The sequence below is a fragment of the Microvirga sp. 2MCAF35 genome, from assembly GCF_052115545.1.
Classification (GTDB): domain Bacteria; phylum Pseudomonadota; class Alphaproteobacteria; order Rhizobiales; family Beijerinckiaceae; genus Microvirga.
Genome location: NZ_JBFRGW010000010.1, coordinates 57,686 through 76,376, shown reverse-complemented (window position 1 = coordinate 76,376; position 18,691 = coordinate 57,686). Strand labels below are relative to the sequence as shown.

The 18,691-nt window shown below is 62.8% G+C and carries 14 protein-coding genes; 5 read left to right on the top strand and 9 right to left on the bottom strand.

The window, feature by feature from the left end:
• The first annotated feature begins 9 nt into the window (after positions 1-9).
• On the top strand, positions 10-2,127 hold the full coding sequence (recG, locus tag AB4097_RS07605) for an ATP-dependent DNA helicase RecG (protein ID WP_442038089.1): 2,118 nt from the start codon (positions 10-12) through the stop codon (positions 2,125-2,127).
• Here the strand turns inward: recG and AB4097_RS07600 are convergent.
• The 3 genes from AB4097_RS07600 to glmU all read right to left on the bottom strand — a co-directional run bounded on the left by AB4097_RS07600 (position 2,079) and on the right by glmU (position 5,959).
• Positions 2,079-2,648, bottom strand: a complete 570-nt coding sequence (locus AB4097_RS07600; RefSeq protein WP_442038087.1) for a GNAT family N-acetyltransferase — start codon at positions 2,646-2,648, stop codon at positions 2,079-2,081. The genes recG and AB4097_RS07600 overlap by 49 nt on opposite strands.
• Positions 2,645-4,471: a glutamine--fructose-6-phosphate transaminase (isomerizing) gene (gene glmS, locus AB4097_RS07595; RefSeq protein ID WP_442038085.1), complete on the bottom strand. Its 1,827-nt coding sequence runs from the start codon at positions 4,469-4,471 to the stop codon at positions 2,645-2,647. The genes AB4097_RS07600 and glmS overlap by 4 nt, the downstream gene beginning before the upstream one ends.
• A 111-nt stretch (positions 4,472-4,582) precedes the next feature.
• The gene (gene glmU / locus AB4097_RS07590) at positions 4,583-5,959 is read right to left on the bottom strand and encodes a bifunctional UDP-N-acetylglucosamine diphosphorylase/glucosamine-1-phosphate N-acetyltransferase GlmU (protein WP_442038083.1); all 1,377 of its coding nucleotides are present in this window, start codon (positions 5,957-5,959) and stop codon (positions 4,583-4,585) included.
• Positions 5,960-6,032: 73 nt separating this feature from the next.
• Here glmU and AB4097_RS07585 point away from each other — a divergent pair, with 73 nt between their 5' ends.
• Positions 6,033-7,715, top strand: coding sequence for a glucan biosynthesis protein (locus AB4097_RS07585; protein ID WP_442038081.1), 1,683 nt, complete (start codon positions 6,033-6,035; stop codon positions 7,713-7,715).
• The gene (gene mdoH / locus AB4097_RS07580) at positions 7,691-9,886 is read left to right on the top strand and encodes a glucans biosynthesis glucosyltransferase MdoH (protein ID WP_442038079.1); all 2,196 of its coding nucleotides are present in this window, start codon (positions 7,691-7,693) and stop codon (positions 9,884-9,886) included. Before AB4097_RS07585 ends, mdoH begins: the two co-directional genes overlap by 25 nt.
• 20 nt (positions 9,887-9,906) lie before the next feature.
• Here the strand turns inward: mdoH and gcvA are convergent, their stop codons facing one another.
• Positions 9,907-10,842 (bottom strand): transcriptional regulator GcvA, encoded by a 936-nt coding sequence (gcvA, locus tag AB4097_RS07575; RefSeq protein ID WP_442038077.1) that lies wholly within the window; start codon positions 10,840-10,842, stop codon positions 9,907-9,909.
• Between the two features lie 125 nt (positions 10,843-10,967).
• Between gcvA and AB4097_RS07570 the strand changes: the two genes are divergently transcribed.
• On the top strand, positions 10,968-11,168 hold the full coding sequence (locus tag AB4097_RS07570; protein ID WP_442038075.1) for a hypothetical protein: 201 nt from the start codon (positions 10,968-10,970) through the stop codon (positions 11,166-11,168).
• Positions 11,169-11,177: 9 nt separating this feature from the next.
• Here AB4097_RS07570 and AB4097_RS07565 read toward each other — a convergent pair whose 3' ends face one another.
• Positions 11,178-12,821 (bottom strand): Na/Pi cotransporter family protein, encoded by a 1,644-nt coding sequence (locus tag AB4097_RS07565; RefSeq protein ID WP_442038073.1) that lies wholly within the window; start codon positions 12,819-12,821, stop codon positions 11,178-11,180.
• Between the two features lie 415 nt (positions 12,822-13,236).
• Here AB4097_RS07565 and AB4097_RS07560 point away from each other — a divergent pair, with 415 nt between their 5' ends.
• Positions 13,237-13,578 carry a hypothetical protein gene (locus AB4097_RS07560; RefSeq protein WP_442038071.1) on the top strand — a complete coding sequence of 114 codons (342 nt, stop codon included), beginning with the start codon at positions 13,237-13,239 and terminating at the stop codon, positions 13,576-13,578.
• Between the two features lie 15 nt (positions 13,579-13,593).
• On the opposite strand, the gene AB4097_RS07555 is transcribed toward AB4097_RS07560, so the two are convergent.
• The 4 genes from AB4097_RS07555 to purT form a co-directional block, all read right to left on the bottom strand.
• A complete protein-coding gene (locus AB4097_RS07555; RefSeq protein ID WP_442038069.1) occupies positions 13,594-14,646 on the bottom strand; it encodes a sensor histidine kinase in 1,053 nt (350 codons plus the stop codon).
• The gene (locus AB4097_RS07550; RefSeq protein WP_442038067.1) at positions 14,643-15,074 is read right to left on the bottom strand and encodes a response regulator; all 432 of its coding nucleotides are present in this window, start codon (positions 15,072-15,074) and stop codon (positions 14,643-14,645) included. The genes AB4097_RS07555 and AB4097_RS07550 overlap by 4 nt, the downstream gene beginning before the upstream one ends.
• Positions 15,074-17,194, bottom strand: coding sequence for a PAS domain-containing protein (locus tag AB4097_RS07545; RefSeq protein WP_442038065.1), 2,121 nt, complete (start codon positions 17,192-17,194; stop codon positions 15,074-15,076). Before AB4097_RS07545 ends, AB4097_RS07550 begins: the two co-directional genes overlap by 1 nt.
• Before the next feature lie 173 nt (positions 17,195-17,367).
• A complete protein-coding gene (purT, locus tag AB4097_RS07540; RefSeq protein ID WP_442038063.1) occupies positions 17,368-18,540 on the bottom strand; it encodes a formate-dependent phosphoribosylglycinamide formyltransferase in 1,173 nt (390 codons plus the stop codon).
• Between the last annotated feature and the right edge of the window lie 151 nt (positions 18,541-18,691).

Here is an 18,691-nt window from a genome sequence, read left to right as displayed (position 1 = left end):
CCCATTTGAATGTCCTTGCGTCCGTCCATCCTCGATCCCTTCTTCGCCCCTGCCAACACCCTGCCAGGCGTCGGGCCGAAGATCGCCCCCCTGCTGGACCGTCTCCTCGGCGAGCCGGGCAAGCCCACGCGCGTCATGGACCTGCTGTTCCACGTGCCGACCAGCGGCATTTCCCGCGAAATGAAGGGGTCGGTCGCCGACGCTCCCGTGGGCGAGCCGGTGACCCTCTCCGTAACCGTCGTGGGGCACCGTCCGCCGCCGCCCGGCCGCCGTGCGCCCTATCGAATCCTCGTGGAGGACGAGACCGGGGATGTGACGCTGATCTTCTTCAACGGCCAGAAGGCCCGCCTGGAGAAGATCCTGCCCGTGGGCGAGCGCCGCTACGTGTCCGGCACGATCGAGCTGTGGGACGGACGGCGCCAGATGGTCCACCCGGACCGGATCCTGGACGACAAGGGTATCGCCGACCTGCCCGCCGTCGAGGCGGTCTATGGCCTGACCGAGGGTCTCTCCTCGCGGATGGTGGGCAAGTACATCGGCGCTGCACTCGAAAAGATCCCCGGGCTGCCCGAATGGCAGGATTCTGCATGGCTCGACCGGAACGCCCTGCCCGATTTCCGGCAGGCGCTTTTTGCCCTTCATAAGCCCGACAACGCCTCTCAGCTCTCGGAGGAGGCGCTCGCCAAATCCGCTCCGCGCCGGCGCCTCGCCTATGACGAGTTGCTGGCCTCCCAGCTTGCCCTCGCGCTCGTGAGGAGCCGCATGCGGCGGCTGCCGGGCCGGGTGAACGCCGGAGACGGCCATCTGGTCGAGCGGCTGAAGGCCGCCCTGCCCTTCGGGCTCACCGGCTCGCAGGCCCAGGCCATCGAGGACATCCGGCAGGACCTGACCTCGGACAAGAAGATGCTGCGCCTGCTCCAGGGCGACGTGGGCTCGGGCAAGACCGTGGTTGGGCTTCTCACCATGGCGAGCGCCATCGAGGCCGGGCGGCAGGCCGCCATGATGGCGCCGACCGAAATCCTCGCCCGCCAGCATTACGAGCGCCTCGCCCCCATGGCCGAGCAGGCTGGACTGACCATCGCCCTGCTCACGGGGCGCGAGAAGGGCGTCGCGCGCCGGACGATCCTGGCCGGCCTCGCCGACGGCAGCATCCAGATCGCGGTCGGCACCCACGCGCTGTTCCAGGAAGGCGTGGCGTTCCAGGATCTCGGCGTCGCTGTGGTGGACGAGCAGCACCGTTTCGGCGTGCACCAGCGCCTCGCGCTCGGCTCCAAGGGCGAGGCGGTGGACATCCTCGTCATGACCGCGACCCCGATTCCGCGCACCCTGGCGCTCACCTATTTCGGCGACATGGACGTGTCGGTGCTGAGCGAGAAGCCCGCCGGCCGCAAGCCCATCGCCACGAAGCTCATCGCCATCGACCGGCTCGACGAGGTGGTCGGCGGCATCGGCCGCGCCATCGCCAACGGCGATCAGGTCTACTGGGTCTGCCCGCTCGTGGGCGAATCCGAATCCATCGACCTCGCGGCCGCCGAGGAGCGCTATGAAATGCTTCAGGGCTTCTTCGGCGATCAGGTCGGCCTCGTCCACGGCAAGATGGCCGGCAAGGACAAGGACGCCGCCATGGAGCGCTTCTCCAGCGGCGAGACCAAGGTCCTCGTCTCCACCACGGTGATCGAAGTCGGCGTCGACGTGCCGAACGCCACGATCATGGTGATCGAGCATGCCGAGCGTTTCGGCCTCGCCCAGCTCCACCAGCTGCGCGGCCGCATCGGCCGCGGCTCGAAATCCTCCACCTGCCTCCTGGTCTACAAAGGACCTCTCGGCCAGGTGGCCCAGGCGCGGCTCGAGATGATGCGCCAGACCGAGGACGGCTTTCGCATCGCCGAGGAGGATTTACGCCTGCGCGGCGAAGGCGAGGTCCTGGGCACGCGCCAATCCGGCACCCCCGGCTTCAAGCTCGCCCGCCTGGAGACGGACGGCGATCTCCTCGGCGCCGCCCGGGACGATGCGCGCCTCATCGTCGACCGCGACCCCGATCTCGTCAGCGAGCGGGGGCAGGCCCTGCGGGTGCTGCTCTACCTGTTCGAACGGGACGCGGCGATCCGGCTGCTGCGGGCCGGCTGATCCAGGCGCAGCGCCATGATGCAGCGCCGGGACGGATCGTGCCCGGCCTCCGCCTCCTCCCGCAGCTTCTCGCGGTGACGAGGTCCGGCCTCGTCCGGATCGACCTCGACGAAACCCAATCGGGCGTAAAACGGCCCGTTCCATGACAGGTCGCGATAGGTCGTCAGCGTGATGGCGCCGAATCCCAGCCGCCTGCCATGCTCGATGGCAGCTTCTACCAACCGGATTCCAATGCCCCGGCGCTGGTGCGAGGCGGTAACGGAAACCTCGGCGATATAGAACGACCCATCCAGCCCATGGCCGGCGAGGAAGCCGACCGGCTCATCGTTCCCGTCAGCGGCCACCCAGAGCGTCCCATCCCGGCAGAGATCGGCCAGGACGCCCGGATCCATCGTATCGCCATCGGCGAGCCACGCCGGACCGGAATTCCGGAAGACGGACGCAGCAGAGCGCTCGACAGCCCCGAGCCAGTCCAGATCGTCCGGGCGCGCCAAGCGGATGGTGAAATCGGGTGCGCTCACTCCACCGTCACGGATTTCGCGAGATTGCGCGGCTGATCCACGTCCTTGCCCATGAAAACGGCTGTGTGATAGGCAAGCAGCTGGATCGGAACTGCATTCACGATCGGCGCCACGATCGGATGCACGGACGGCATGACGATGGTCGCCATCGTGTCGAGACCGGCCTCCAGCGCCCCCCGCTCGTCTGTGATGAGGATGATGCGGCCGCCGCGGGCTGCCACTTCCTGCATGTTGGAAACGGTCTTCTCGAAGATGGTGTCGTGAGGCGCGATCACGATCACGGGCATGGTCTCGTCGATGAGCGCGATGGGGCCGTGCTTGAGCTCGCCGGCCGCATAGCCTTCCGCATGGATATACGAGATTTCCTTGAGCTTCAGGGCCCCTTCCATGGCGAGCGGATAGGATGTGCCGCGCCCAAGATAGAGAACGTCCTTCGCCTTGGAGAGATCGCGGGCCAGGATCTCGATCTGATGTTCGCGCTTCATCGCTTCGGTCATTTGACCGGGAACGGCCATGAGGGCGTTCACCAGCTCCTCCTCCTCCTCGGCGCTGAGGGTGCCTCGCGCCCGGCCGGCCGCGATGGCAAGGGACAGGAGCACCGTGAGCTGACAGGTGAAGGCCTTGGTCGAGGCCACACCCACCTCGACGCCCGCGAGCGTCTGCGCAATGACGTTGCTCTCCCGCGCCATGGTGGAGGTCGGCACGTTCACCACGGAGAGAGTATGCTGCTTCTCGGCGGCGGCATAGCGCAGCGAAGCCAGCGTATCGGCCGTCTCGCCCGACTGGGATACGAACAGCGCCAATCCGCCGGGCTCCAGAGGCGCCTCCCGGTAACGGAACTCCGACGCAACGTCGATTTCGACGGGGATGCGTGCCAGCCGCTCGAACCAGTATTTCGAGATCAGTCCCGCGAGATACGCGGTTCCGCAGGCGGAGATGGAGATCCGGTTCAGATCCTTGAAGTCGAACGGCAATTCGGCTGGCAGCTCAACACGTTCGGCCGCGAAATTCACGTAATGAGCGAGCGTTCGGCCGACGACCTCGGCCTGTTCATGGATTTCCTTAGCCATGAAGTGGCGGTAATTGCCCTTGTCTGCCAGGAAGGACCCAACCGGAATCCTGTGCCGGACCCGTTGCACCGGCTTGCCGCTTTCATCCCGGATATCGGCCCCTCTGTGGGTTAGGATCGCCCAATCGCCATCATCGAGATAAACAACCTCGTCCGTGAACGGCGCCAGGGCCAGAGCGTCCGAGCCGAGGTACATCTCACCCTCGCCATAGCCGATGGCAAGGGGTGCGCCGTGGCGGGCGCCGATCAGGAGATCGTCCTCACCCGAGAACAGGAAGCCCAGCGCAAAGGCTCCGCGCAAGCGCGGCAAGGTCACGGCGACGGCCTCGATGGGCAGCCGCCCCTGGCGAATCTCATAGGTCACGAGCTGGGCCACCACTTCGGTGTCGGTCTCCGTCTCGAACCGAACGCCCTTGGCCTCCAGCCCCGTCTTCAGCTCACGAAAATTCTCGATGATGCCGTTATGGACGACCGCGAGCTTATCGGTCGCATGGGGATGGGCATTGGTCTCATTAGGCTTGCCGTGAGTGGCCCACCGGGTATGGCCGATGCCGATCACGCCCGAGAGCGGGGCCTGCGAGAGCTTGGTCTCCAGGTTGCGCAGCTTGCCCTCGGCACGGCGACGATCGAGCCGGCCTTCCTCGAGGGTCGCCACACCGGCGGAATCATAACCCCGGTACTCCAGACGCTTGAGAGCCTCCACGATCTGTGGCGCGACAGGAGTTTTTCCGACGATTCCAACGATTCCGCACATGCCCTGAAACTTCTCCGATCTAATTCGACAGCCGCTAAGCCTCGAGCTTTCCTTACAGAGGCTCGGCCTTACAGCGGAATCAACTTGCGTAACTTATTGTGACAAGAAGCCTTATTTCTTCTTGGCGGCTTGGGCTTTCTCCCTGAATTCAAGGGCCCAGCCTTCCTTTACAATCTGACGTCCGCGCCCCAGACCCAATGCGTTCTCAGGGATATTGTCCGTAATAACCGACCCGGACCCCACGAAGGCTCCTTTGCCGATGGTGACGGGCGCCACGAGGGAGGAGTTCGAGCCGATAAAGGCCCCCTCGCCGATCTCGGTCCGGTACTTGCCGTATCCATCGTAATTGCAGGTGATCGTGCCCGCGCCGATATTCACTTCGGCTCCGATGCTGGCATCCCCCAGATAGGTCAGGTGGCTCACCTTGGCGCCGGCCCCGAGCTCCGTGTTCTTGATCTCGACGAAATTGCCGACCTTGGCCTTGGGACCGATCGAGGCGCCGGGGCGCAGGCGCGCGAAGGGTCCGACACCGGCTCCAGATGCAATCCGGGTGCCCTCAAGATGGCTGAAGCTGTGCACGACAGCCCCCTCCTCGACGACCACGCCGGGACCGAAGACGACATGAGGCTCGACCACGACATCCGGCCCAAGCCGGGTGTCGTGGCTGAGGAAGACCGTCTCGGGGGCTATGAGGGTCACGCCCGCTGCCATGGCCGCAAGGCGCAGCCGCTCCTGGATGATCCGCTCGGCTGCCGCGAGCTGCGCCCGGTCGTTGACGCCATGCACCTCCTCTTCAGGCACGACGACGACGGCTGTCCGATGCCCCATGGCATGGGCGATCTCGACGATGTCCGTGAGATAATACTCGCCCTTGGCGTTGTCGTTCCTGACCTTGTCGAGCAACGTGAGAGCAAGGTCGCCACGGATCGCCATCAGGCCGCCGTTGCAGAGCTTGATCTGCCGCTCGGCCTCGCTGGCGTCCTTGTGCTCGCGGATGGCGAGCAGCTCATCGCCCGAAGTGATGAAACGTCCGTAACCAGTGGGATCCTTCGCCTCGAAACCCATGGCGACTACGCCGGCCCCTCGCGCCAGCGGAGACCGAAGCTTGGCGAAGGTCTCGGCCAGGACGAGCGGCGTGTCGCCGAAGGCGATGATGACATCGTCCGCTCCAAGGGCGAGAGCCTCCCGGGCACTCAGAACGGCATGGGCCGTACCGAGTCGGTCCTCCTGAACGAAGATCCGTGCCTCGGGAAAACTCTTCTGCACTTCCTTCGCGACGTCGTCCCGGTCCGGTCCGACGACAGCAGCAACGCTCGTGGCACCCGCTTTCGCCAGGGTGGCAAGCACATGGCCGACCATGGAACGGTTGGCCACCTGGTGCAGGACCTTGGGCCTCCCTGATTTCATCCGGGTCCCCTCGCCTGCGGCCAGCACGATGGCAAGGCAGCTACGGGACGAAGGCGTCTTGAAGGAGTCTGTCGAGGTCATACAGTTTCAATCCGGTGACACTTTGGCGTCGAACTTAGTCAGAAGGGGTATTTCGGCAATCTTTTCATAAGCAATGAGGCGGTTTCCGCCGCCCGCCTCGTTTACTTCATGCTCACGATTGACGATATGTATAGGGCATTCCAACTGTCTGGCTGAAGAGCCTCGTTCACACAAGAGTATCGCTGTGCCGGTTCCGCCAAGGGGTTCGTCCCCTTTCCATCCTCGCCGGCGCGACATGCTGGCCTATATCGGCGTCTCCGTCGCCGGGCTCGCATACGCGCCTGCCGTCCTGGCTCAAACACCCCAAGCGACGATTTCGGCAAGGATGGGCGAGAATCAACGGTTCGACCCGGCCGTTGTGATCGATATCGCGCGGCAGCTCTCCAAAAAGCCCTATGTGGCGGCACCGAACGACCTGCCGGATGTGTTCGGCAACCTGAATCAGGAGCAATACTCCACCATCCGCTACAATCAGCCGGCCATCTGGAGCGCGGACAACCGCGGCATCTCCGTTGAGCCGCTGCATCGCGGTTTCGTCTTCAGGGATGCGGTGGATCTCTACGTCGTGGAGGATGGCGCCGTCCGCCGGATCGGCTTCAATCCCTCGCAGTTCGACTACGGCCGGATCAATCCGCCCAACAATCTGCCGGATATAGGCTTTTCGGGTTTCAAGCTGATCGCGCAGCTCGGAAACGGGAAACCGTTCGACTTCGCCTTCGTTCAGGGGGGTACCTTCTTCCGTGCCATCGCACGCGGCCAGTCCTACGGTGCCATCGCCCGGGCTCTGACCCTGCGCCCGGCCGAAGCGCGCGGCGAGGAATTTCCGGTTTTCCGTGCGTTCTGGCTCGAACGTCCGGCTGTGGGGAGCAACGCCATTACAGTGCACGGCGTCCTCGATTCGGAATCGACCACCGGTGCGGTGCGCATGACCTTCCGCCCTGGCGACATGACCATCGTCGATGTGGAGATGACTCTCTTCCCTCGCGTCAACCTGGAACATGTGGGTCTCGGCGGCATCGCGTCGACCTACCTCTATGGACCGAATGATCTTCTCAACTCGGACGATATTCGTTCCGCCGTCTACGAATCGTCCGGGCTGCAGATGCTGAACGGTTCGGGAGAATGGCTGTGGCGCCCCCTGCATAATCCCGAAACGCTCCAGATCTCGGCCTTCGTCGACAGTTCCCCACGTGGGTTCGGCCTGCTGCAGCGGGAACGTTCCTACGAAGCCTTTCAGGATGACGACCAGCGATTCGAGCGTAAGCCGAGCCTCTGGATCGAGCCGTTGGGCGACTGGGGCCAAGGCAGCGTCCAGCTGCTCGAGATCCCCACGGACTCGGAGATCAACGACAATATTCTGACCTATTGGCGTCCGAAGGCGCCAATGGCGACCGGGTCCGAAGTCGCTATCGCGTATCGGCAATATTGGGGATGGAACGCGCCTGAACGCCCGCCGCTCGCGACCGTGTCGGCGACTCGCTCGGGCCGGGGCAGCGGCGGCAGAAGACGACGCTTCACGGTCGACTTTACCGGCGATGCGCTCGGTGACAATCTGCCGACGGACCTAAAGTCGGTTCTGACCGTTGGACCTGGAACGTTTCAGAACCTCAAACTTTTGCCATATCCGGAACGAAAGACAGTACGTGTTGCGTTCGAGCTTGACCCGGGCAACGAAAACGCGTGTGAGATGCGCCTGATCCTTGAAGCAGGCGGGAAACCGATTAGCGAGACATGGCTCTATCGTTGGACACCGTAGGTCCCGACTCTAACCCGAACGTGGCCGCCCTCGGGCGGCCCGCGCCCTCAATGCCGCCGGAAAAGCACCTCGACATGCCGACCCAGTCGCTTCGCCGCTGGTCGGAATCGGAGGAGCGCCGGCCGCTTCACCAGGATCCCAAGCTCGGGACCTGGTTCGCCCGCCTTTTCGTTTTCGGAGGCGGGTTGCTGCTCACGGCCTACGGCACCTACGAGATGTACCAGGTCGTGTCGGTGAGCCGCACGACGGCGCTCCAGTGGGTCCTCGTTGCGCTGTTCACGGTGAACTTCTCCTGGATCGCGGTCGCTTTCACCAGCGCCCTCCTGGGCTTCTTCGCCCTGCTGCGGCGCCCCGCGCACCGGGGGCCTCTGCCTGGTTCCCTCCAGCAGCGCACCGCCATCGTCATGCCCGTCTATAACGAGCAGACGGACCGGACCTATGCCGCCCTGGAAGCCATTTATGAATCGGTTCAGGCGACAGGCCTCCGCGACCATTTCGACTATTTCATTCTGTCCGACACCACGAATCCAGACGCCTGGGTGGCCGAGGAGCGGGCGTTCCTTGCCCTGAGGGAGCGTCTCGGGCCGGGAGCGCGCTTCTATTACCGCCATCGCCAGAAGAACCACCATCGCAAGGCCGGCAACATTGCCGATTTCGTGTCCCGCTGGGGCGGCCACTACGAGCACATGCTGGTTCTGGACGCCGACAGTCTCATGACCGGCGAGTGCATCGCGCGCTTGGCTGCCGCCATGGAAGCCGATCCCGATGCAGGCATCATTCAGTCGCTGCCGCTCATCATCAATCGCAACACGCTCTTCGCCCGGCTCCAGCAATATGCCGCGCGGGTCACGGGGCCGGTCATCGCCATGGGCCTTGCGGTCTGGATGGGCCGCGACGGCAATTACTGGGGCCACAACGCCATCATCCGCACCAGGGCCTTCGCCGCCCATGGCGGTCTGCCCGACCTGAAGGGCAAGCCTCCCTTCGGCGGTCATATCCTCAGCCACGACTTCGTCGAGGCGGCGCTGCTGCGCCGCGCGGGCTGGTCGGTCTATATGCTGGCCGATCTGCAGGGCTCCTACGAGGAGAGCCCGCCATCCCTGATCGACCTGTCGGCGCGTGACAGGCGCTGGTGCCAGGGCAACCTCCAGCACATGCGGGTCATCGGGGCCAAGGGCTTGAAGCTGCCGACACGTCAGCACTTCGCCACCGGCATCATGTCCTATCTGGCCTCGCCGTTCTGGCTGTTCCAGCTGATCGTCGGTATCGCGCTCGTCCTGCAGACGACGTATATCCGGCCGGAATATTTCGCCCGCGATTTCCGCCTTTACCCGATCTGGCCCCGGTTCGACCCCGAGCGAGCCCTGGCGCTCTTTGCGCTGACCATGGGGATCCTGCTGGCTCCCAAGATCTTCGGTCTTCTGCTGATGCTCATCCGCGGCAGCGACCGGCGCGCCTCGGGTGGCGGCATCCGGCTGATCATCTCGTCGACGATCGAGATCATCCTCTCCGCGCTCCTGGCACCGATCCTGATGCTCATCCAGTCGGGGTCGGTCTTCCAGATCCTGCTCGGACGGGACACGGGCTGGCAGCCGCAGCGTCGCGACGATGGGTCCATCCCGTTCAAGGACATCGTCCGTCGCCACAGGGCCCACACGGTTCTCGGTGCGCTGGCCGGCATCTCCGCCTTCATGATCGCAACATCCCTGTTCCTGTGGATGTCTCCCACGATCATCGGCCTTCTGCTGGCCATTCCGCTCTCCTGGCTCAGCGGGCAGCTCGGCGCCGGTCTCGCGCTGAAACGGCTTGGGCTTCTTCGGACGCCCGAAGAGCATCAGCCGCCGGCCATCGCGACGCGCGCAAACGAGCTGCAGGCTCGCAATGTCACCTTCGGGTTCGACGATGCCGACAGTCTTCGGGCCATCTATGAGGATCCCAACCTGCGGGAGCGGCATGTCGAGATGTTGCCGCCTGCCCTGTCCCGCAAGCGTGGCATCATCGAGACGGAGCGGGCCCTTGCGGAGGCCAAACTCGTCGATGCCGAGACCATCGACGATGCGGTCAGCTGGCTGCACAACAAGGAGCGCATGGTCGTTCTCCACGACCGGGCGCTCATCGACAGGCTCGTGCATCTGAAGGCCAAGCCGGCAGAGACACAGGCGGCGGAATAAGGGTTGTTCAAACCAGGGCGTTACGCCCCGGTTTTCGTATCAACCCGACAATCCGCTGCCTCGCTGTCGCCCGCCACCTCGCTCAACACCCAATCCCGGAAAGCCTCGATCTTCGCTGAGCGGCGCCGGGGTTTCGGATAAACCAACCAATAGCTGCGGTCCGTAGTGGCCAGAAGATCGAACGGCTTCACCAGCCGTCCCGAGGCGAGATCCTCGGGAAAGAAAAAGGGGTTGATGAGTGCCACGCCCTGGCCGGCGATGGCCGCCATGCCCTCAAGCTGCTGCACTCCCAGCGAATTATCCGGGCGCCGTGAGAGATCGACACCCGTCTCTCCTGCCGCGGCGAACCAGTCCTGCCACCAGGGGTCACCGGGCGAGATGAGCGGGAGTTTGAGAATATCGATGGGCTCCCGCACCTCGACACCGTGGAGCAGTTCGGGGCTGCAGACCGGGATGAATTGGTTGGGAAACAGGACATGGGTCTCAAGTCCCGGCCAGTCTCCCGTGCCGCTCCTGATCCCGATGTCGAACTCGCTTCGCGCAAGCTCCACCATCTCGGTCGAAACGGAGATCTGAACGGCGATGTTGGGATGGAGCTGCCGGAAGCGCCCCAGGCGCGGCACGAGCCAGTTGGACGCGAAGGTGGACAGGGTCGTCAGCGAGAGGACCGTTTGCACGCTCTCTTCGACGCCTGAGAACGCATTCCGCAAGGCCTCGAAAGCTTCCGTAACAGCTGGTGCGAGTTGGCGCCCCTTCGCCGTCAGCGTCACCTGACGGGGCAAACGCTTGAACAGCGGTGCTCCGACCCGGTCTTCGAGAATCTTGATCTGATAGCTCACCGCAGCCTGCGTCATGCCGAGCTCTTCGGCGGCCCGGGTAAAGCTCTGATGCCGAGCTGCCGCCTCGAAGACCCGGACGGCGCTCATGGGAGGGAGTTTGGAAGGCGGTTTAGACATGACGATCCATAAGGCTACCTTATGCCAGCCTATTGGCATTTGCTTTGTCAAGTTTCTCGGGCAGGCGCAATCTCTGCCTATCGCCACGGCGCTGAAGCCCTGGCAATCGATCACGGTAGGCTGTCATGAGATACGAAGATGCGCACCGCCTTCGCGGCGTCGAGAGTGCTTGGCTGCGCCTGACTCTATGGTTTCGTCCCATGCCCCGGAAGACGGCACCCGTCATCCGGGACCTCGGAGCCCTATCCGATCACGAGCGGCGCGACATCGGTCTGCCTGATACCGTCCGCTACATGGATTGGCGTGCGCTGATGGAGAAAATGTAAGCCCCTCTGTCAGGATGTGAGGCGACTGGGCTTGAGCTCCCCGCTCTGTTCGAGGAGCGAATGCCCGGTCGATGCGATATGCGCCTCGATGCGCTTGAGATCGCGCACGATGTCGAGCTGGAGCGCACTGGTATCGCCGACGGCACGGCCGGACCTGAGCTGCTCAAGATGTTTCTGGGCGACCGCGCGTTCGAGATCGCGGAACCGCTCCTTCTCGGAGACGAGCCGGCGGGCGGAGCCCAGGTCCTGGAACATCAGAACCGACGCCGCGAGCTGCAGATGCTCCAGGAGTTTCGCGTGCATATTGGTGATGTCTTCCAGGCTGTCCTTCGGCAGGCGCAGATGGTTCTTGATGCGCTTGGCGGCCAATTCCATCAGGTTCTTGTCGATGATGTCGCCCACATGTTCCAGATTGATCGCAAAGGCCAGAATGTCCGAGAGGCGCTTCGCCTCCGTCTCGTTCAAGGTCTCGTGGTTGATCGAACTCAGATAGCGGCGAATCGCGCTGAACAATCTGTCGAGCACGTCGTCCGTGCGGCTGACCTGGTCGACACGGCTGATGTCATCCTCCCGGAAGAGATCCTGGGAACTCCTCAGCATGGCTTCGACGGTATCGACCATGCGCAGGACTTCGCGAGCCGCGTTGGAGAGAGCCACGGACGGGGTATCGAGCGCATCCTTGTCGAGATATTGCGGCGTGCCCGGATCGGAGGCACGGAGCTTCTCCGGAAAGACCTTGAGCAGCAGCCCCGCAATCCAGGGCAGCGGCAGGATGAAGATTGCCGCAACCACGAGATTGAACAGCGTGTGAAAGTTTGCCGCCAAGCGCTCCGGATGGGGATCGAACCCTGACATGACCGACAGGATCGGATCGATCAGCGGAAACGTCACGAGGCAGCCGATCACCCGCATGGCGAAGTTGCCGAAGGGTACGCGCAGCTTTACGGGATCGCCCCCGGTCCCCTCCAGCAGTGGGTTAAGGGAGCTGCCGAGATTGGCGCCCAGGACCATGACCAGGGCCGAATGAGCATCGATGACGCCGGCGCCCGCGAGCGACATGATGAACAATAGTGCAGCAACGCTCGAATGGGCGAGCCATGCGAAGATCGCCGACAGAAGCACCAGGATCAGCGGATCGGGCGCGATGACGGCCAGAAGGTCCTTGATGACCTTCGAGGATTCGATGGGCCTTATCGTTTCGCTCAGGAGGTGCAGCGACAGCAACATCAGCCCCAGGCCGATGGTCACCCGGCCGAGATCCTTGATCCGGCTTGTTCTTCCGCGGCGATAGGCTACGAAACCGCCGAAAATCAGAGCCGGAAATATCAACGATACATCGAACGAGAGCACCTGCACGATGAGTGTCGTGCCTACGTTCGCACCAAGCATCACGGCCAGAGCCGGAACAATGTCGACCGCGCCCCCAGCCGTAAAGGATGCCACCATCAAGGCCGTCGCCGTACTGCTTTGCAGGACGGTCGTTACGCCGAGTCCGGCAAGGAAGGCTTGCAGACGCGTCCTCAGCGCCACCCCAAGGATCCAGCGAAGATCGCTGCCGAACGCGCGCTGAACCCCGCTATTGACCATGTTGATGCCCCACAGAAGCAGAGCAATCTCACCGAAGAGGTTGATCAAGACGGAGGTTGCGGACATTCAATCCTCTGGATTCGCGAAATACGGCACAATCTCCTTGCTTACCCACCAAAGTCCGCCGCGGCAATAAGGTTGCCGGCTAATAATGACCATGTGCTGGATTAATATCCAGAAAATCGCCCGGGAAGCCGCGAGCCCCGCATGTCTCCTAAGGGAATTCGGATGACCGCGAGAGTCGCTTGAGCGTTCTTCGGACTGGCCCGGATCGGCTTTACGATCTTTGCATGAACGCAAAAACAGCCGCGCTTCCTGCCAAGATCAATTTGGCTACTCCGAACGCATGCCGCCATCTCCTAAAGGTCGTCTGCTCTTTTGTGCATATAATGGTTACGCATGGAGTGTCCTAAAAAGCTAAGTTCCAAGGTGGCGGGCATTGATGGACGGGATCTCACTGCTTGGTGTGCGAGGGCGCGAGATGGGTTTGGACGATCCATTTCCAATCGAGAAATGCTCCGGACGCGTCCGGGGGGCGATTCTGGCCGAATTCAAAGGACGGTGCCCCACCATCCGCGAGGTCGCCAGCATCTCGGATGCCCAATGGCTGACTGTCCCCAACATCGGCCCAACGACATTGGAGGAGTTGCGCAGCATGACGCATTCCACTCCCAATGGAGAGGAGCGACCGAACACGACGGGGATGCCGGACGGAGAGCTCCTCTCGCGCCTCAACCGGCTGCAACGGGAACTGAACATCATTGTCGGAGAAATTCGAGCGCGCCTAAGTGGCGGAGGCTCGAAGAACAACCCGTCGCGCTGAGCGCGGTCGGGCAGATCAGATCGCGAAGGACAGGACTGCCCGCGTGCCCGAATATCCCTGATCGAACTCGATAGCGGATTGCAGATTGGACGCCATGGCCTTCACGATCTTCGTGCCAAGACCACTCCCCTGCACCACTCCGGTCCCTTTCCAACCGACCCCGTCATCCTCGACGACGAGCATCGCATGTCCATCGTCTGAGGACAGGGCAACCCGGATATCGCCGGCCTTTCCGGCAGGATAGGCATACTTGAATGCGTTCGTGACGAGCTCCGTCACGATGACGCCGACGGAGACAGCCTTGTCGGTCGGGATCGACACCGGCTGAGCCTGCAAGGTGATCGTATGCTCCCGCCCGGCGGCGCGCATGGCGCCCTCCAGCTCCTCGACCAGCCCCTCCAGATAGGTGTCCATTTCTACGAAACGGACGTCGTTGGAGGTGTAAAGGCGCCGGTGAATCTGCGAGATGGCCGTGATACGGCTCTGCGTCTCGGTCAATGTATCCCTTGCGACGGTATCGCTGCCGAGCGCCCGCTGCTGCATGGCAACGAGGGACGCGACCAGCTGCAAACTGTTCGCGACGCGATGGTTGACCTCGCGCAGCAGCATCTCGGCACGCTCCCGAGCCTCCCGCATTTCCCGTTCGGCAGCTTCCTTCTCCTGCCGGAGTCTCTCGGCGGCCAGCGCCTGCTCGGCCGCTGTTCTAAGGAGATCGAGGAAGACCCCACCGACATCCTTGATCACGTAATCGGCCGCTCCGGCCTTGAGAGCGGCGACCGCGATCCTGCCCTCGTCGGCCCCGGTCACGTAAACGACGGGTGGCGGGTCGGAAAGGGTCCGGATCTCGGTGAGGACCTCGAGGCCCTCCTTGCCGGGCATGAAGTGGTCGAGGGCGACGACGTCGAAGCGTTCGGCGGCAAGCCGGCTCAACCCCTCATCGCCGCTGAGGGCATGTCTCACCTGAAAGCCATGCCGCGACAGGGAGCGCTCAACCAAACGGCCCAGCCCATGATCGTCATCGATGTACAGAAGCCGGATCGGCGCGGTTCCAGCGGCGCCCTGGCTCATAGGTTTTCGGGAACCTGAATGACTGACAGGAAGAGCCCGAGCTGACGAATGGCCTGCGAGAAGGACTCGTACTCCACAGGCTTGGTAATGTAGACATTGGCGCCGAGATCGTAACAACGCTGCACTTCGCGCTGATCGTCTGTGGTCGTGAGCACCACCACCGGAGCACGTTTCAGCTTGTCGTCGCCTTTGAGCTTGGCGAGAATGTCGACCCCGTTCATGTCCGGCAGGTTGAGGTCGAGCAGAACCAGGAACGGACCCGCGTTGCGCACCTCTTCGCTAAACAGGTGATCTACGGCCGCTGTCCCGCTGGCGAAGGTGCGAAGCTCGTTGCAGACGCCGGCTCGACGGATGTTCTTCTCGATCAGGCGGGCATGTCCTTCGTCGTCCTCGATCATAATGATGGTAACAGGCTGTTGCTGAGGCATCAGGCGGCTTCCGAACTCATGCTGAGATAGCTTGGCAGGACGACGGTGAAGACCGAGCCTTCCCCACGCCGCGACGACACCGAGATCGTACCGCCGAGCCTTCGCACGAGAGCGCGCACATGTGCAAGTCCGATTCCTTCGCCTTGCTGATCCTGAACACCGGAGCGGCGGAACAGGTCGAAGATCCGCTCGAAATCCCTGGGATCAATTCCTCGCCCGTTATCCTCGATCTCATAGATGACATTGTTCCCAAGAGCGTGCCCCCGGGCCAAGATCCGGCCAGGGCGGGACGGGTCGAGGTACTTTACCGCGTTGTCGATGAGGTTGCCGAAGATCTGCTCGATGGCGAGCCGATCGCTGGTGAGATCGGGAACAGGCTCCAGCAAAAGCTCCGCGCCTCGCTCGGACAACTGGTGTGCGACGCTTCGGCGCTGGGCCTCCAGCATTTGGACCATATCGATAGGTTCCGGAGCCAAGACCCGCCTACCCTCGCGGGAGAGCTTCAGGATGGCCCCGATCAGCTTGTCCATCTTGACGGTCGAAGACCGGATGAATCCGATGGCCTCCGGCAGGTCGGATTCGATGGCCTCGCGAGCCGCCGGCGAAATGAAACTTGGGTTGGCCTTCTGAATGGTCCTATAAAGCTGCTCGATCTCCAATTGAGCCCCTTCGAGTTCGCTGGTAAACCCCATGATGTTGACCAGAGGAGCTCTCAGGTCGTGGCTGACGATATAGGCGAAGCGCTGGATTTCCTCGTTCGCGGCATCGAGTTCCGCGACCCGGTCGGCTAAAACCGACGCCAGTCTGCGGGTTTCTCCCTCGGTGCGAAGCGCTCGCTCGCGGCTTTCCCGAAGCGCATCCTGAGCCTGCTTGAAATCATGGATATCCGTGCAGGTACCGAACCAGCGCTTGATCCGGCCCTCCTCGTCGCGAACCGGCTGCGCCCGACCAAGGACCCAGCGATACTCGCCGGAACGATGCCGCAGCCGATACTCGATGTGGTATGGCTCACCCGTTTCCAGGCACTGGCGCCAGATTACCCAGGCACGCTCCTGGTCGTCAGGGTGGAACATGCCGTTCCAACCCTCGCCATCGGTCAACCCATCCGGAACGCCCGTATACTCATACCAACGCTGATTATAGTAATCGTGGAAGCCGTCGGGCTGCGTCGCCCAGATCATCTGATCGATCGAGTTGGCGATGGCCCGGAACCGCTCCTCGCTTTCCCGAAGAGCCTCCTCGGTGCGCTTCTGCTCTGTGACGTCATGCCCCTGCACGAAGATGCCGGAGACCTTTCCGTTGGCATCGAAGATCGGCTGATAGACGAAATCCAGAAAGCGTTCATCCTGAACATCGCCATCACCCTGCTCCAGGACGATACGGATGCTTCGCCCCACGAAAGGCTGGCCACCCTCATAAACGCGGTCGAGAAGCTCGACGAAGCCCTGCTCCACCACCTCGGGCAACGCCTCCCGGACAGGCTTCCCGACAATGTTTTCACGACCGATCAGCTGAAGATAGGCCGTATTCGCCATGGTGAACACATGCTGCGGCCCGCTCAGCGCCGCCATGAACCCGGGGGCTTGCTGGAACAACCCTCGCAGACGCTGCTGCTCCGCGTTCAGCACCTCATTGGCCTGCTGAACGGCCTGGGCCCGGCGGAACATATCCGTTTCGATCAAGGCCGACGGGCCGGACGACAGGACCGTGCTCTTCGCGAGATTCCGCAGCCGATGGAGCTCCGTTACGTCGACCGTGTGCTGGAGGATGAACGCCATTTCGCCTGCCTCATCGAAAAGCGGCGTATGGGTCGCGCTCCAAAAGCGCTCCTCGAAACCCTGACCGTTCGGCAAGGGAATGGCGTACTCGATCACGGAGAGATAGTCGGCGGACTTCTCGCGAATGACCTTGTCGAAGGAGCTTCTCAACTGCCGGTGGCTCGCCGAGTCCGGATCGCTAGGAAACGCATCGAACATGTTGCGTCCGATCAGATCCTCCCGCTTGCGCATGGTCACCTGGAGATAGGCGTCGTTCATCCCAACGATAGTAAGCGAGAGGTCCACCAGCACGTAAGGGTTGGGCGAGGCGCTGAAAAGCGCTTCAAAGTTGATCGTCTTCAATCGCAATGCTGGTCAGCCGCCAGCCCCCTTGTTGATGCCGGACAAAGCTTGCCCGAATCTAGGCTGCTCTCTGCCGAGTACCATAGGGTTAGGCGATACATCCGGTCACTGTGACCGATACGACACGCGAAGCCGCAAGGATCCCTTGAGCCAAGCTCAATCGGAAAACTCCCTCAGCGGTCGTAATCAATCCGCAGCCGAGCCGCCGCCTGCCGGGCTTGTTCGCGCGCCTCCTCGACCGTGCGGCCGGAGGCCAGGGCAACACCCATGCGACGGTGTTTCCTGGTCGTGGGCTTTCCGAAGATTCGCACCTCCACATCGGAAGCCGCCGATCCGGTTGCGAGAGCCTCCCGCAACCCTTCGATCCTGAACCGCTCAGATTCCCGGTCGGCAAGGATCACCGCGGAGGCGGTGGGGCCGTGCAGCCGCACCTGGGGGATCGGCAGGCCCAGAACCGCACGGGCATGGAGATCGAATTCCGACAGGTTCTGGGAAAGCAGCGTTACGAGCCCCGTGTCGTGCGGACGCGGCGACAGCTCGGAGAAGATCACCTCGTCCCGAGTGACGAAGAATTCGACGCCGAAGATCCCATACCCACCGAGATTGTCGACAACCTTCCGCGCCATATCCTTGGCATCCGCCAGCAGCTTCTCGGTCATGGGCGTCGGCTGCCAGGATTCCTGGTAATCACCCCGCTCTTGGCGGTGACCGATGGGCTCGCAGAACGATACGCCCTCACGGGAGCGGATCGTCAGCAGGGTGATCTCGTATTCGAAGGCGATGAATTCCTCGACAATGACTTTCTTCCGATCCCCGCGCATGTTCGCCACGGCGTCGTCCCAGGCCTGCTCCAACTGGTCGGTCGTCCGCACGGTGCTCTGCCCTTTGCCGGAAGAGGACATGACGGGCTTGATCACGCAGGGCAGACCCGTGTGCTCCGCCCCTGCCCGAACCTCCTCGAGGCTCTCCGCGTAACGGTACTTGGACGTGCGCAGGCCGAGTTCAGTCGCGGCAACGTCCCGGATCCGGTCTCGGTTCATAGTCAGCGAGGCGGCCCGGGCGGAAGGAACGACTGTAAGACCTTTATCCTCGAACTCCTGCAGCACTTCCGTCCGGATCGCCTCGATTTCAGGAACGATGAAATCGGGCCGGTGCTTCTCGATGACGAGCCTGAGAGCATCCGCATCGAGCATGGAGAAGACTTCGGCTTCGTCCGCCACCTGCATGGCGGGAGCGCCAGGATAGCTGTCGCAGGCCACCACATAGCAGCCATAGCGCTTGGCTGAGATCACGAACTCCTTGCCGAGTTCGCCCGATCCGAGGAGAAGAAGCTTGGCTGTGAACACAGGAATGCCTTTCCTTCAGGGTGGGCCGCAATGCCCGTTTGGCAACTTGCCAGACTCAACCTTCCATATAGGATCGAAGAGCCTGCTTCGGGCCATCAATGGCTGACCGGTGCAGCGAGGTCGAGTCCCCGTACTGTCGTCTCGATGATCG

What these genes read in the sequence shown, in the direction of transcription:
- glmU (WP_442038083.1), bottom strand. Translation starts at nt 5,959, where the DNA reads ATGACCTCGACAGACTCCTTCAAGACGCCTTCGTCCCGTAGCTGCCTT.
- recG (WP_442038089.1), top strand. Translation starts at nt 10, where the DNA reads ATGTCCTTGCGTCCGTCCATCCTCGATCCCTTCTTCGCCCCTGCCAAC.
- AB4097_RS07570 (WP_442038075.1), top strand. Translation starts at nt 10,968, where the DNA reads ATGAGATACGAAGATGCGCACCGCCTTCGCGGCGTCGAGAGTGCTTGG.
- gcvA (WP_442038077.1), bottom strand. Translation starts at nt 10,842, where the DNA reads ATGTCTAAACCGCCTTCCAAACTCCCTCCCATGAGCGCCGTCCGGGTC.
- AB4097_RS07560 (WP_442038071.1), top strand. Translation starts at nt 13,237, where the DNA reads ATGGGTTTGGACGATCCATTTCCAATCGAGAAATGCTCCGGACGCGTC.
- AB4097_RS07565 (WP_442038073.1), bottom strand. Translation starts at nt 12,821, where the DNA reads ATGTCCGCAACCTCCGTCTTGATCAACCTCTTCGGTGAGATTGCTCTG.
- AB4097_RS07550 (WP_442038067.1), bottom strand. Translation starts at nt 15,074, where the DNA reads ATGCCTCAGCAACAGCCTGTTACCATCATTATGATCGAGGACGACGAA.
- glmS (WP_442038085.1), bottom strand. Translation starts at nt 4,471, where the DNA reads ATGTGCGGAATCGTTGGAATCGTCGGAAAAACTCCTGTCGCGCCACAG.
- AB4097_RS07555 (WP_442038069.1), bottom strand. Translation starts at nt 14,646, where the DNA reads ATGAGCCAGGGCGCCGCTGGAACCGCGCCGATCCGGCTTCTGTACATC.
- AB4097_RS07585 (WP_442038081.1), top strand. Translation starts at nt 6,033, where the DNA reads ATGAGGCGGTTTCCGCCGCCCGCCTCGTTTACTTCATGCTCACGATTG.
- mdoH (WP_442038079.1), top strand. Translation starts at nt 7,691, where the DNA reads ATGGCTCTATCGTTGGACACCGTAGGTCCCGACTCTAACCCGAACGTG.